The 12,538-nt window shown below is 56.9% G+C and carries 13 protein-coding genes and 2 tRNA genes; 5 read left to right on the forward strand and 10 right to left on the reverse strand.

The annotated features are described in order from the left end of the window. Nucleotides 1-10: 10 nt before the first annotated feature. Nucleotides 11-1,306 (reverse strand): ATP-dependent Clp protease ATP-binding subunit ClpX, encoded by a 1,296-nt coding sequence (gene clpX, locus MHX65_RS03610; RefSeq protein ID WP_239268721.1) that lies wholly within the window; start codon nt 1,304-1,306, stop codon nt 11-13. A 231-nt stretch (nt 1,307-1,537) separates the two neighbouring features. On the opposite strand from clpX, the gene fabG reads away from it, so the two are divergent. Then, entirely contained in the window at nt 1,538-2,302 is a 765-nt protein-coding gene (gene fabG, locus MHX65_RS03615) for a 3-oxoacyl-ACP reductase FabG (protein WP_239268723.1), read from the forward strand. Between the two features lie 82 nt (nt 2,303-2,384). Here the strand turns inward: fabG and MHX65_RS03620 are convergent, their stop codons facing one another. The 9 genes from MHX65_RS03620 to MHX65_RS03660 form a co-directional block, all read right to left on the reverse strand. Next, the gene (locus tag MHX65_RS03620) at nt 2,385-2,639 is read right to left on the reverse strand and encodes a hypothetical protein (protein ID WP_239268725.1); all 255 of its coding nucleotides are present in this window, start codon (nt 2,637-2,639) and stop codon (nt 2,385-2,387) included. Between the two features lie 163 nt (nt 2,640-2,802). Then, complete coding sequence (locus MHX65_RS03625; protein WP_023023571.1) at nt 2,803-3,093, reverse strand: hypothetical protein; 291 nt, start codon at nt 3,091-3,093, stop codon at nt 2,803-2,805. Between the two features lie 3 nt (nt 3,094-3,096). Then, nucleotides 3,097-4,401 carry an inorganic phosphate transporter gene (locus tag MHX65_RS03630; protein ID WP_239268727.1) on the reverse strand — a complete coding sequence of 435 codons (1,305 nt, stop codon included), beginning with the start codon at nt 4,399-4,401 and terminating at the stop codon, nt 3,097-3,099. Nucleotides 4,402-4,723: 322 nt separating this feature from the next. Further along, the gene (locus MHX65_RS03635) at nt 4,724-6,226 is read right to left on the reverse strand and encodes a peptide MFS transporter (protein ID WP_239268729.1); all 1,503 of its coding nucleotides are present in this window, start codon (nt 6,224-6,226) and stop codon (nt 4,724-4,726) included. 272 nt (nt 6,227-6,498) lie between these two features. Further along, nucleotides 6,499-7,122: an ATP-dependent Clp protease proteolytic subunit gene (locus tag MHX65_RS03640; protein ID WP_239268731.1), complete on the reverse strand. Its 624-nt coding sequence runs from the start codon at nt 7,120-7,122 to the stop codon at nt 6,499-6,501. Nucleotides 7,123-7,142: 20 nt separating this feature from the next. Further along, nucleotides 7,143-7,754, reverse strand: a complete 612-nt coding sequence (locus tag MHX65_RS03645; RefSeq protein ID WP_023023580.1) for an ATP-dependent Clp protease proteolytic subunit — start codon at nt 7,752-7,754, stop codon at nt 7,143-7,145. A 191-nt stretch (nt 7,755-7,945) separates the two neighbouring features. Then, nucleotides 7,946-9,301, reverse strand: a complete 1,356-nt coding sequence (gene tig, locus MHX65_RS03650) for a trigger factor (protein ID WP_239268733.1) — start codon at nt 9,299-9,301, stop codon at nt 7,946-7,948. A gap of 94 nt (nt 9,302-9,395) precedes the next feature. After that, nucleotides 9,396-9,469: transfer RNA gene (locus MHX65_RS03655), tRNA-Pro, on the reverse strand. A 134-nt stretch (nt 9,470-9,603) separates the two neighbouring features. Beyond that, the gene (locus MHX65_RS03660; RefSeq protein WP_239268735.1) at nt 9,604-10,458 is read right to left on the reverse strand and encodes a DUF1542 domain-containing protein; all 855 of its coding nucleotides are present in this window, start codon (nt 10,456-10,458) and stop codon (nt 9,604-9,606) included. Between the two features lie 121 nt (nt 10,459-10,579). On the opposite strand from MHX65_RS03660, the gene MHX65_RS03665 reads away from it, so the two are divergent. The 4 genes from MHX65_RS03665 to MHX65_RS03680 all read left to right on the forward strand — a co-directional run bounded on the left by MHX65_RS03665 (nt 10,580) and on the right by MHX65_RS03680 (nt 12,472). Beyond that, nucleotides 10,580-10,654 (forward strand) — tRNA-Gly (locus MHX65_RS03665). Between the two features lie 463 nt (nt 10,655-11,117). Then, a complete protein-coding gene (locus MHX65_RS03670; RefSeq protein ID WP_237799856.1) occupies nt 11,118-11,282 on the forward strand; it encodes a hypothetical protein in 165 nt (54 codons plus the stop codon). After that, nucleotides 11,272-11,499: a hypothetical protein gene (locus tag MHX65_RS03675; RefSeq protein ID WP_237799855.1), complete on the forward strand. Its 228-nt coding sequence runs from the start codon at nt 11,272-11,274 to the stop codon at nt 11,497-11,499. The genes MHX65_RS03670 and MHX65_RS03675 overlap by 11 nt, the downstream gene beginning before the upstream one ends. A 139-nt stretch (nt 11,500-11,638) precedes the next feature. Next, nucleotides 11,639-12,472 (forward strand): aldo/keto reductase, encoded by an 834-nt coding sequence (locus tag MHX65_RS03680; RefSeq protein WP_239268737.1) that lies wholly within the window; start codon nt 11,639-11,641, stop codon nt 12,470-12,472. Nucleotides 12,473-12,538 lie beyond the last annotated feature (66 nt).

Here is a 12,538-nt window from a genome sequence, read left to right on the forward strand (position 1 = left end):
CCCCTTCTAACTAAGCCGATTCCTTCGCCTCATCCTTGTAGGTGAATTCGGGCTCTGCGCCCTGGGTGACGCAGCCCGCGGTGATGTGCACGGCGGAAATATCTTCCCGGTCCGGCAGCTCAAACATCACTGGAACGAGCAGTTCTTCAAGGATCGCGCGCAGGCCGCGCGCGCCGGTTTTGCGCTCGAGGGCGAGCTCTGCGATGGCATCCAGCGCCCCGTCATCCATGTGCAGCTCGCAATCATCCATCTCAAATAGGCGGCTGTACTGCTTGAGCAGCGAGTTCTTGGGCTCAGTGAGCACCTTAACCAGGGCCTCGCGGTCCAAGTTATCCACCGTCGCCACCACGGGCAGGCGGCCGATAAATTCTGGGATCAAGCCGAACTTCACGAGGTCTTCCGGGCGCACCTGGGAGAATAGGTCCACCTTTTCCCGCTCGTCTTCGGTGCCGAGCTTCGCGCCAAAGCCAACGCCCTTCTTGCCCACGCGATCCGCGATCACCTGGTCAAGGCCCGCAAACGCGCCGGCGACGATGAAGAGGATATTGGAGGTATCTAGCTGGATAAATTCCTGGTTCGGGTGCTTGCGCCCGCCCTGCGGTGGGATGGCGGCCACGGTTCCCTCTAGGATCTTCAGCAGCGCCTGTTGCACGCCCTCGCCGGAGACATCGCGGGTAATGGAGGGGTTTTCAGACTTGCGGGAAATCTTATCCACCTCGTCGACGTAGATGATGCCGCGCTGGGCGCGCTCCACGTCAAAGTCCGCCGCCTGCAGCAACTTCAAGAGGATGTTTTCTACGTCCTCACCGACATAACCGGCCTCCGTCAGGCTGGTGGCATCCGCGATGGCGAAAGGCACATCCAGCAGGCGCGCCAAGGTCTGGGCCAGGTAGGTCTTACCTGAACCGGTGGGCCCCAGCATCAAAATATTGGACTTGGAGATCTCTACCTCTTCGCCTTCGGCCTTCTTACGGCGCGCATCTAGCGCGGCGGATTCTTCGGCCTTAATGCGCTTGTAGTGGTTATACACCGCTACCGACAGCACGCGCTTGGCCTTGTCTTGGCCAATGACGTACTTATCCAAAAAGGAAGAAATCTGCGAAGGCTTAGGCAGGCGCACCTCCGCTTCGGAAGATTCCTCGGCCTGCTCGTGGCCGAGCTCTTCTTCAATAATCTCATTGCAGAGCTCGATGCACTCATCGCAGATGTAGACCCCGCCGCCGGCGATGAGCTTTTTCACCTGCTTTTGGCTCTTTCCGCAGAAGGAACACTTCAGGAGATCAGCGCTTTCTTGCATACGTGCCATTCAGTACTTTCACACTCGCTCTTGTTTACCGCTTTTTAAAGGTGGGGCGGAAGGCTCGCTTACTTCCATCCCCGCGGTTGGTTGTTCAAAAATCTACCTTAGTAAATCAACCCGACACGGCTCTTATTCATTCCCTCCGCGTGGCGAAATTCGCAGATCTTTATCCGCCCACACCACTAAACTTGGGATTGGATCCTCCACTTCCTCCACCACCGCCGAAGGAGCCATTTCATGTTTGACCTCACCAACCGTACCGCGATTGTCACGGGCGGAGCTGCGGGCATCGGCAAGGGCATCGTTGCCTGCCTGCGCGAAGCCGGCGCCAGCATCGTCATTGCCGATATCGATGCCGACAAGGCCGAAGCAACCGCCGCAGAGCTCGGCGCGACCGCCTACCCCGTCGATGTCACCGATAGGGCCTCCATCAAAGAAATGTTTGCCAAGGTCCACGCCGCGCACGGGGCGATCGACATCGTCTGCTCCAATGCCGGGGTCTTTCCCAACTGCCCGCTGGAAGAGATGACCGATAAGCAGTGGGAGACCATGTTTGACATCAATACCCACGGCACGTTCAAGGTCGTGCAAGAAGCCCTGCCGTATATGAAGGAGCGCGGCTACGGGCGCATCGTCATCACCACCTCCATTACCGGCTCACACACCGGCTTTCCTGGCTGGGCGCATTACGGCGCCTCCAAGGCGGCCCAACAGGGCTTTATCCGCTCCGCTGCGCTAGAAATCGCCCGCGATGGCATCACCATCAATGGCGTATTGCCCGGAAATATCCTCACCGAGGGCCTCGAGGCACAGGGCCAAGAGTACCTCGATGAGATGACGCGCTCCATCCCGCTGCACCGGCTTGGCAGCCCCCGCGATATTGGCAACGCCGCGGCCTTCCTCGCCTCCACCGAGGCCGGATATATCACCGGCCAAACGCTGATTATTGATGGCGGCCAGCTCCTGCCCGAAACCCCGGAGGCCATCCTGCCGCCGCGCTAGCGCTTGCCGATGCCCAGCCCTATAACGCAGATAACCCGCCAGGCACCTAGGATGGTGCCTGGCGGGTTATCTAGTGCGGCTTTTATTGCAGCCAGCCGAATTCGAGCAAGAATGCCTCAACATCGAGCATTTCCAGCTCATCTGGTGCATGGCCGACAACGAATGCGAAGGACTCAGCGACGTCCTTGGTCGTCGCGGGGGTAAGCCCCGCGTCAACGAGATTTTCCGCTACGCGGGCAGAAACCGGTGCCTGAGACACGGTATCCAAACCCGTACCCGTGGTGGAGTCCTTGAACATATCGCTAATGCCACCAATGAAGGTCCGCATCGTGTTCATCTCTCTCACCTCTCAATGTTGCTCTGTTGATAGGTACAAATATACTTGGTACTTACCCACTAAGCAACCCCTAAGCCATTTAAAGTTAATCTTTTGTTAACATTAAATGGCTATGAGGCATATTACATGGTCACGGGCTTGCTATATAGTCCGCGGGTTACTCTTAAAGGTCGCCAAATGGTGCGAAACCAAAGTAGTGGTCTAGGGAATCGCGCGCGATCCACGCGATTGCCACCACGATAACGACACCCAGTACGGCATAAACGGTCCAACCCAGCAGCTTCATTTGGCGGCTAGCGGGAGTATCTCCTACCACCACACCATTGTCATCCCGAATGGGATCACCTGTCATGGAACGCATGCCCAAGGCGAAGAGCAAGGGGATACCAGCACCGAAGACAAGGGCCAGGCCAGCGACGCGGAGTATAGATTCGAAGATTTCTGCAACAGTCATGTTCTAGCGCTCCTCTTGTGGAGTAGATGAGGTGGAGTCGTTGTCCCCGTTGACCGCCGCTACCGGGGTCATGCCCCCTGAAGCTGCGACAGACTCTTTCGCACCAACGCGTGGCTCCAAGGACGAATCCACGGACTCAGCGTTCTCATCCCAGTCATTATTAACGTTGGATGCATCAACTGGGTTCATACGGGAGCGGATGACGATGAGCGCCGTCATGGCCAAGAGTAGAACGAAGTCCACGATAGCGCCGGTTGCCACATTGGTAGCGGAAGAGACGCCGTGCGCCAACCACCACGATGCGAAGCCAACAAAGGCGGCACAGGGCAGCGTAATGAGCCAGGCAGCCACCATGCGCATTGCAACACCCCAGCGCACTTCCGCGCCACGGCGGCCCAAACCAGTACCAAGGATAGAGCCGGTGGACACGTGGGTCGTAGACAGAGCCATACCACCGGCTGAGGAAGTCAGGATGATGGCCGCGGAGGTAGCCTCGGCTGCCATACCTTGCGGGGATTCGATCTCCACCAAGCCCTTACCCAGGGTGCGGATAACGCGCCAACCGCCGGACAAGGTACCGGCCGCAATGGCAATCGCACAGCCGAAGATGACCCAGGTTGGAATGCGGGCATCGGCAGCCGCGTGGCCCGAAGCCACGAGGGCGAGGAAGATAACGCCCATGGTTTTCTGAGCGTCACCGGCGCCGTGTGCCAGCGATACCAAGCAGGCGGTCACAATCTGGCCATGGCGGAAGTGCTCGTTCTTTTCCTTTTTCGGAATGGTGTTGGTCACCCAATAAACGAGGAAGGTGGCGCACGCAGATACCAAGGCGGCGATAATCGGGGACGCCACCGCCGGAATGATGATCTTGGCCATAATGGAGGTCCACTCCACTCCCCCAGTGCCCATGGCGGCGAAACCAGCGCCGATAAGGCCACCGAAAAGGGCGTGGGAAGAGCTGGACGGTAGCCCGAGCAACCAGGTGAAAAGGTTCCACAGAATACCGCCGATAAGACCGGTAAAGACCACCATCAACAGGGCTTGGCCATCCGAGTCGGCGGCTGCACCCGAAAGGTCATAGGAATCGAGGTTGACGATGCCTTTGGCCACCGTTGCCGCGACATTCACGGACAAGAATGCGCCAACGAGGTTAAGTACGGCAGAAATCGCCACCGCAGTAAATGGCTTCAGCGCGCCAGTAGCAATGGAGGTTGCCATCGCATTGGCTGTGTCGTGAAAACCATTGGTGAAGTCGAAGGCTAAGGCGGTAAACACCACAATGCCCAAGATAATCAGAGTCGCTGTCACAGCATTGGCCCCTTGTAAGCAATTAACAAATGAGAAGAAAGTGTTATTGCGGCGCCATCACGCGTCGCGTACGAAGTGCAGCGTACTCCGCAACAATAAGTTGAGCCAATAGCTTTTCTAAGAAGTAAACTGCACTTTGCCTAGTGTTAACCTTCCACATATGCCTGAGCGCTAGGCACCTGCCAAAGATCTGCGGTTTACCAGCAATTTTTAAGACACCTAATCTATTTTCACCCTTTAATAGCGTGGCAGAAAACACTTAGAGAGGTGCGCCGGCTTAACACCAACACACCTCTCGAAATAAAGGTTTTAGCTTCCCTTTTTAGCGGAAGGTAGCAAACTTCTTGACCACCCAGCGGCTCAGCACGAGTAGGACGATGCCCAGTGCGATGGAGACGACACCTAAGGAAATAAAGAAGGTGTTTTCCGCACCCGCATCCTCTGGGTTGTAGAAGCTAGCCAGCGAACCGGCAAGTGCGGTACCCATGGCCACGGCCATCATCCACACGGCCATCATGCGCGATGGGAACGCCTCAGGTGCCACCTTGGTGGCCAGAGAGTTGCCCACTGGGGACAACATCAGCTCACCCATGGTGAATAGGAAGAGGATCCAGATAATGACATACATTGGCGTGGAGTTTGCGCCCGAGCCGGAGAATGGCAGGAAGAAGAACAGCGAGATACCGATGATGATATTGGCCACGCCGAACTTCACCGGCGTGGACCACTGACGGTCACCGAGCTTCGTCCACATAGCCGCGAAGATTGCAGAGAAGATAACGATGAAAATCGGGTTAATGGACTGCACCAATGACGGCGGAATCTCGATACCAAAGATGTGGCGGTCCAGGCGCACATCGGCGTAAATGGTCATCACGGTAAATTGCTGCTGGAAGATACCGAAGAACAGCACACCGGAGATGAACATTGGAATAAAGCCCAAGAGGCGGTTCTTTTCTTTCCGGGTCACCAAATCAGAGGTGTACATCTGAATCCAGAAGTACACGGCGGCGATCAGGGCAACGGCGGTGACGATATTAGACAGCCACTCTACCTTGATGATCCCAGTACCCAGGCCGATAACCATGACGAGGACAGCGACGACAATCGCGCCCAAGCCCAGCATGCGCTGTTTAAAATCTGCAGGATTAGGAATTTCGTGACCAGCGTCCTTAATCGTGGTCTTACGCATGGCAGTATACTGGATAAGGCCTAGGGCCATACCGACGGCAGCGATGCCGAAGCCCCAGTGGAAGCCCTTCCAGCCCCACATTGCGGTGGTAAGAAGCGGTCCGAAGAGGGCACCAATATTAACGCCCATGTAGAAGACGGAGAAGCCGCCGTCACGGCGAGGATCGTCGCGGCTATACAGCGAGCCCAGCACCACCGAAGCGGTAGTCTTTACACCGCCGGAACCAACGGCGATGAGGATCAGGCCGATAGCCAGGCCGGTTACGGCAGGAATGAAGGCCAAGACGAGGTGACCAGCCATCACCATGAGTGCGGAGTAGAACAGGGTGCGCTCCGCACCGAGGATGCGGTCAGCTACCAACGATGCCAACAGGCATGCCATGTACACCAAGCCGCCGTAGGCACCGACGATCGACGTCGCGTCGCCACGGTCGAGGCCTAGGCCGCCATCGGTGGTGGCGTAGTACATATACAGCAGCACGATGGACTGCATGCCGTAGAAGCTGAAGCGCTCCCACATCTCCACGCCGAACAGGTTAGCCAGCCCCCACGGGTGGCCGAAAAATGTGCGCTCCCCGCTCGAAGCAGCGGGTGCGGAGGTTCGATCCTCCGCTTCTGGTTCCTTATTTGTCATAACATAATACGACCACTCAGAGGCCTAATTCACAAATCGGCCATTATACGTGAAACATCGCACTAAATAATCTGCCTAACGACCTGCAGATATTTCTCTGAAAGATTCACCCCGTTTGGGGTAGATGTGCGTGCACCGTTACTCGCCCAGCGCACCTTCTCATAGGCATATACCGCAGTCGCTTATACGCAAATAATAAAAGCCCTGCGAGGGCTTCTCTCGAAGCGGTCTCACAGGGCCTCCGCTGATGGATTCAGTCCATCAGGACCGAATTAAGAATTGAGCTTGCGGTACTCAAAGACGGTATCGATGATTCCGTATTCCACAGCGTCTTCCGCAGTCAGGATCTTATCGCGGTCGGTGTCGATGCGGATTTGCTCGGACGTACGGCCGGTGTGCTCCGCCAAGGTGTTTTCCATCAAGGTGCGCATACGCTCGATCTCTGCGGCCTGGATCTCCAAGTCCGAGACCTGACCCTGGGTGCCCTGGGTTGCAGGCTGGTGGATCAATACGCGCGAGTTCGGCAGCGCCGCACGCTTGCCCGGAGCACCAGCGGCCAACAGCACTGCAGCAGCAGAAGCCGCCTGGCCCAGGCACACGGTCTGCACATCAGGGCGCACGTAGCGCATGGTGTCATAAATTGCCATCAGGGCAGTAAAGGAGCCACCGGGCGAGTTGATATACATGGTGATGTCACGGTCCGGATCCTGGCTTTCAAGAACCAGCAGCTGGGCCATGATGTCATTGGCAGAGGTGTCATCGACCTGGGTACCCAAGAAGATGATGCGCTCTTCAAAGAGCTTAGAGTACGGGTTGGTTTCCTTCGTCCCCTGAGCGGACTGCTCAATAAAAGAAGGCAGTACGTAACGGGAACTTGGCATCTGCGACTTATTCATAGTGATTTTCTCCTTATTCCCTAGTTGCTCAGCGGGCCGTTTACAGACTCGATTACGTGGTCAACAATGCCGTAATCCTTGGCTTGCTGCGCAGTCATCCAGCGGTCACGGTCAGAGTCCTTGGTGATCTGCTCGAAGGTTTGGCCGGTGTGCTCTGCAATGAGCTCGGCCATCTCGCGCTTGGTCTGTGCGAATTGCTCCGCCTGGATGGCGATATCGGCAGCGGTACCGCCCACGCCAGCGGAAGGCTGGTGCATCATGATGCGAGCGTGCGGCAGTGCATAGCGCTTGCCCTTCGTACCACCAGAGAGCAGGAACTGGCCCATAGAAGCGGCCAAGCCCATGCCGTAGGTGGAGATATCGCAGGGCGAGTACTTCATCGTGTCATAAATGGCCATGCCCGCGGTCACGGAGCCACCCGGGGAGTTGATGTAGAGCGAAATATCGCGCGTGGGATCCTCTGCGGAAAGCAGCAGGATCTGTGCGCACAGCTTATTGGCAATTTCATCGTCTACCTGGGTGCCCAAAAAGATAATGCGCTCGTGCAACAGGCGCTCATAGACGCTGTCACCCAAGTTCAGGCCGGAGCCTGCTGGGGTGGTCATCTGAAGCTGGTCAGATTTCTTAGACATTCGAAAAGTCTCCTTGAGGACGGTTAATCTCTAATGCCACCACACTACTTAATGTGGCGATAATTGTGGGGTCTGTTCGCTATCAGCGTTTGCACCGATCTTTGTCTGCTTTTTCGACCCGGCGATGAGAAAAGCCCAGCCAGACTTCCTCGCTGGTGCGAGGGGCCAAGCTGGGCTTTTAAGGAGAAGATTTACTCCGCGTCGGTAGCTTCGTTCTCATCTTCTTCTACTTCACCGAAGTACTGCTCAACGTCAACGTCGTTGCCTTCTTCGTCCTTTACGGTGGTACGGCAAATGGCGGCAGCCAGTGCCTTGCCGCGGCGTACGTCAGAGAACAGGTTGGCAATCTGGCCGTTGGACTGCAGCTGCTGGATGAACTGGTTCGGGTCCATGCCGTAGGACTGCGCGGTGAACAGGATGTGGTCCGAGAGCTCCTGCTGGGAAACTTCCGGCTCTTCCTTTTCTGCCACGGCATCCAAGAAGATCTGCGTGCGCACGGACTCTTCGGCCTGCTCGCGGGTCTGCTTATCAAACTCTTCGCGGGAGGTGCCCTGTGCCTCGAGCAGCTGTGCCAGTGCCTTCTCATCGTGTGCGAGCTGGCCCAGGATCTGGTGCAGCTGGGCGTGAGCCTGCTCGTCGACTACGGACTGGGGCAGCTCAAAGTCGACATCGGCAAGCGCAGCCTTCAGAACCTCATCGCGGATCTGGCCGGCCTGCTCAGCCTTCTTGGACTCCTCAACCTCGGTCTTGGTGGCTTCGCGCAGCTCCTCGATGGTGTCGTACTCGGAGGCCATCTGGGCAAACTCATCGTCCATATCCGGCAGCTTGCGCTCCTTGGTCTGCTGCACGTGGACCTTGAAGGTAGCCTCTTCGTCCTTGTGCTCGCCGGACTGGATGGTGGAGGTGAACTCGTTATCCTCGCCGGTCTTCATGCCGCGCAGTGCGGTGTCCAGCCCCTTGATGAGGTTGTCATCACCAATGGAGTAAGACAGGCCCTCGGTGGAAGCCTCCTCGATCTTCTCGCCGTCCACCTCTGCGGTGATGTCGATGATGGCGTAGTCACCGGTCTTCATCTTGCGCTTGGTGTCCTTCAGTTCACCGAAGCGCTCTGCAAGATCCTCGAGGGCCTTGTCCACGTCTTCCTCGCCGGCCTTGATGGCCGGGACGATGACGGAGATTTCGGAGAAGTCCGGAACCTCGAACTCAGGGCGAATGTCAACCTCGGCGGTAAACTCGACGAAGTCCTTGTCCTCGATCTTGGAAATGTCTACGTCCGGCTGGCCGATGACCTTCAGGTCCTCGGACTGAACGGCCTGCTCATAGCGGGAAGGCAGCATGTCATTGACAACCTGCTCCAGAATCGGGCCGCGGCCGAAGCGAGCGTCGATCAGCTGGCGCGGGGCCTTGCCCTTACGGAAACCTGGAATAGAAACCTGCTGCGCGATTGCCGCGTAAGCTTGATCGATTTCCTGGTCTAGCTCCGCAAACGGAACGTTGACGGTGAGCTTAACGCGGGTATCGCTCAGCTTGTCTACGGTGGTCTTCACGAGTGAATCTCCCTGGCTTCATTGTTTTTCTACGTACATAAAAATTAAAGGGGGTCTGAAAAACCTTATTAGGGCATTTTCAGACCCCCATACGTCGGGGCGACAGGATTTGAACCTGCGACCCCCTGCTCCCAAAGCAGGTGCGCTACCAAACTGCGCCACGCCCCGTATGTAGGCCACCAAGTTGCCTTGGCTGCGTTGCATACCTGAGACAGTTTAGCGTGTTGGTTTTAAATCTCCTAAATCAACCCCCTGTTAAGGGCGTAGACGCAGGTTAACGGCATAATTTCTGGCCGCTTGACTTAGAAATCGAAATCAAACATACCGTCAAAGAAGCCGCCGCCATCGCCGTCAGATAATCCATCGAAGAATCCGCCACCGTCACCGGCGTCTCCCCCTCCGGCATCGCCGCCCATATCACCGGGGTCACCGGCGTCTCCGGCATCTCCTACGTCTGCGCCGCCGTCGGCTCCGTCTATGCCGCCGCCTTCGGCGCCGCCCCAGTCGCCGTTTTCTGCGGCGGCTGCGGAATAGCCCACGCCGGACATGCCGGCAAACATGGCGTTAAACATCATGGAATAACCCATCATCCACACGCCCGTTTGCAGGGCATCTTCCCACCAAGGGCGGGAGTACCAACCGGCCGGAACGGGACGGCCGGCCACGGTTCCGCCTGGGTAATAGTTCGGGGTTTCCTCAGAGGCGTAGGGGGAGGCAGTCAATTCCTGCCCATTGGCATCCACCGTGCGCTTCTCGGTGACCTTACCGGCGGCGCGCTGCCCCTCCAGCGGCGGCAATTCCGGCCCTGGGTTCATGTCCATAATCTCGCGGGCGGCATTGACGTAATGCATGCCCTCAAGCGCCGATTCGCGGGCCAAATTGGCCTGCTTGACCGTGGTGGCCCTTGAAATAGCGGAGTTAGCCGCAGTAAAGCGCTCTGATGCGTCCGCCATCGCCTGCTGCGAGGCGGTATCCGTACCGGAAATCTGCATGACCTGGCCACCCAGGCGCTCAATCCAGCGGCGCGCATCCGCCTGGGCATCCGCTAACTGCTGCGCCTCTCGCTCCTCCCGGCTCTTTTTTGAGCTGCGCGAGGATAGATACCACGCGCCGCCACCGAGTACGACTACAAGAAGTAGAAGTTCCACAACAATCATCGCTTTCTTTACTGGAATTGGTCCTACCTATTTTAACGGCCTACCCACTGCGCGTGTTCCCTATTTTCATTTTGGGGCGCTCATGCGCTAAAGTAGCCGACAGCGTTCAAGGTAACGCTGTGGGAATGTCGTATAGTGGCTAATACCTCAGCCTTCCAAGCTGAAGACGCGGGTTCGATTCCCGTCATTCCCTCCATGTTTGTACTGCAATAATTGACTATTGCAGCTGGTTGTTAGCGGTAAGTGGAACCATTGGTAGAACCATTTTGGTTGGCGTGTTTAAACCCTCACAGATTGTATATTCTGTGGGGGTTTGAATATTTTTAGCTTTGGTTAGAGTTTCTTCCAGAGTGCGGGCACGGCGGGCGCCCCCATCCGGCTCGTGTGGTGTGGGTTTGGGTTGTTTTTGGGAAATATTCTTAAAATGTTCGTTCTTCCAGTTTACCAATAACGCATTACTGTGTTATACTAGTGAATGTAAGGCTGCAAGGCACTTACAAAACTGAAGAGGTGATGGAGGTCGCGGCGCTAATTATTTCACTGTGTAGCCTAGCTATTCAGATAAAGCAGCACCGCAACGACCACCCACCAAAATCGGGTAGGCATCGCAAATAGCCTCTAGGGGCACACCTCCCAATATACCGAAAGGACACATTACAGTGACATTGAAACAGGCCTCCGCCGTCTCAGGCATCGTAGTCGCCGCCGCCTACTCGATAATTGCCGATTCGCCCATCTGGCTTATTGTCATAGCCTTAGCGGCACTATCCGGCTACAACCTAGCTACAGCCACTAACCAAGGGAGGAAAAACCGTGCAGCCTAAAATCATCGATGTCGATACCGGCGATGAATTGTGGACTGGCTCGGATTGCGCCGCCCATATCGGCGTGAGCTACGCAACCTGGCGCAATTACTCAGCTAATCACCGCACCCCTGAGCATGTGGCCACGATTTTGGGCCGCACGCGACTGTGGCTTGCTGAGGATATTAAGCGCTGGCACGCGTCCCGGCCGGGGTCACCCAGCCAGCTCCGCCGTTAGGCCTCCTTGCTGGTTCCTTAGCTTTATCGAGGTCCCTGCTTGCCGATGCCTCCCTCCATCCCGCCGCCCATCTCCCGCCAAGCGCGGCTATAAATACATCACATTGGGGCGGTAGCCAGAAAAGCGTAATCTGGTGTCCATGACCGTACCTAATATTACTTTGAACGATGGAAATACAATCCCCCAGCTGGGCTTTGGCGTCTTCCAAATGGACCCGGAAAAGACCGAGGAATACGTAGCTGAGGCGCTGCGCGTGGGCTACCGCCACATCGATACCGCAGCCATCTACGGCAATGAAGAAGGCGTGGGCAAGGCCATTGCCAACTCCGGCATCCCGCGCGAGGAACTCTTCATTACCACCAAACTGTGGAACGACCGCCACACCGATGCCGCTGCAGCGCTGGATGAATCCCTGCAGAAGCTGGGCCTTGACTACGTAGACCTGTACCTCATCCACTGGCCTACCCCAGCCAAGGGCACGTACGTGGAGGCTTGGAAGCAGCTCATTGAACTGCGTAAAGAAGGCAAGGCGAAGTCCATCGGCGTGTCCAACTTTGAGCCGGAGCACTTAGATCAGTTGGAGTCACACACGGACGTCGTCCCCGCGATTAACCAAGTGGAGCTGCACCCTTACCTGCAGCGCTGGCGCGAACTGGACGCTGGCCGCGCCCACGGCATCGCCATCGAGGCATGGGGCCCGCTGGGTCAGGGCAAGAGCGATATCTTGGAGGCACCAGAGGTTACTGAAGCCGCCGAGGCGCACGGTGTTTCCCCAGCCCAGGCCATTATTCGCTGGCACCTGCAAAATGGGGTCATCCTCTTCCCCAAGTCCTCGACGCCATCGCGCATTGCAGAAAACTTCGATGTCTTCGGCTTCGAGCTCACTGATGCAGAGATGGCCGCCATTACCTCTTTGGAGGAAGGCGAAGACGGCCGCGGTGGGCACCACCCCAATGACATGAACGACGCCTAATGCGCTTGGTGTAACCACCACATAGAAACGCCGCGTGGCACAAAGGGCCCGCGGCGTTCATTTATG

Origin of the sequence: Corynebacterium sp. ACRPS (assembly GCF_022346005.1) — a bacterium.
GTDB lineage: Bacteria > Actinomycetota > Actinomycetes > Mycobacteriales > Mycobacteriaceae > Corynebacterium.

What these genes read in the sequence shown, in the direction of transcription:
- fabG (WP_239268723.1), top strand. Translation starts at nt 1,538, where the DNA reads ATGTTTGACCTCACCAACCGTACCGCGATTGTCACGGGCGGAGCTGCG.
- MHX65_RS03625 (WP_023023571.1), bottom strand. Translation starts at nt 3,093, where the DNA reads ATGACTGTTGCAGAAATCTTCGAATCTATACTCCGCGTCGCTGGCCTG.
- MHX65_RS03660 (WP_239268735.1), bottom strand. Translation starts at nt 10,458, where the DNA reads ATGATTGTTGTGGAACTTCTACTTCTTGTAGTCGTACTCGGTGGCGGC.
- MHX65_RS03620 (WP_239268725.1), bottom strand. Translation starts at nt 2,639, where the DNA reads ATGAACACGATGCGGACCTTCATTGGTGGCATTAGCGATATGTTCAAG.
- MHX65_RS03635 (WP_239268729.1), bottom strand. Translation starts at nt 6,226, where the DNA reads ATGACAAATAAGGAACCAGAAGCGGAGGATCGAACCTCCGCACCCGCT.
- clpX (WP_239268721.1), bottom strand. Translation starts at nt 1,306, where the DNA reads ATGGCACGTATGCAAGAAAGCGCTGATCTCCTGAAGTGTTCCTTCTGC.
- MHX65_RS03640 (WP_239268731.1), bottom strand. Translation starts at nt 7,122, where the DNA reads ATGAATAAGTCGCAGATGCCAAGTTCCCGTTACGTACTGCCTTCTTTT.
- MHX65_RS03645 (WP_023023580.1), bottom strand. Translation starts at nt 7,754, where the DNA reads ATGTCTAAGAAATCTGACCAGCTTCAGATGACCACCCCAGCAGGCTCC.
- MHX65_RS03680 (WP_239268737.1), top strand. Translation starts at nt 11,639, where the DNA reads ATGACCGTACCTAATATTACTTTGAACGATGGAAATACAATCCCCCAG.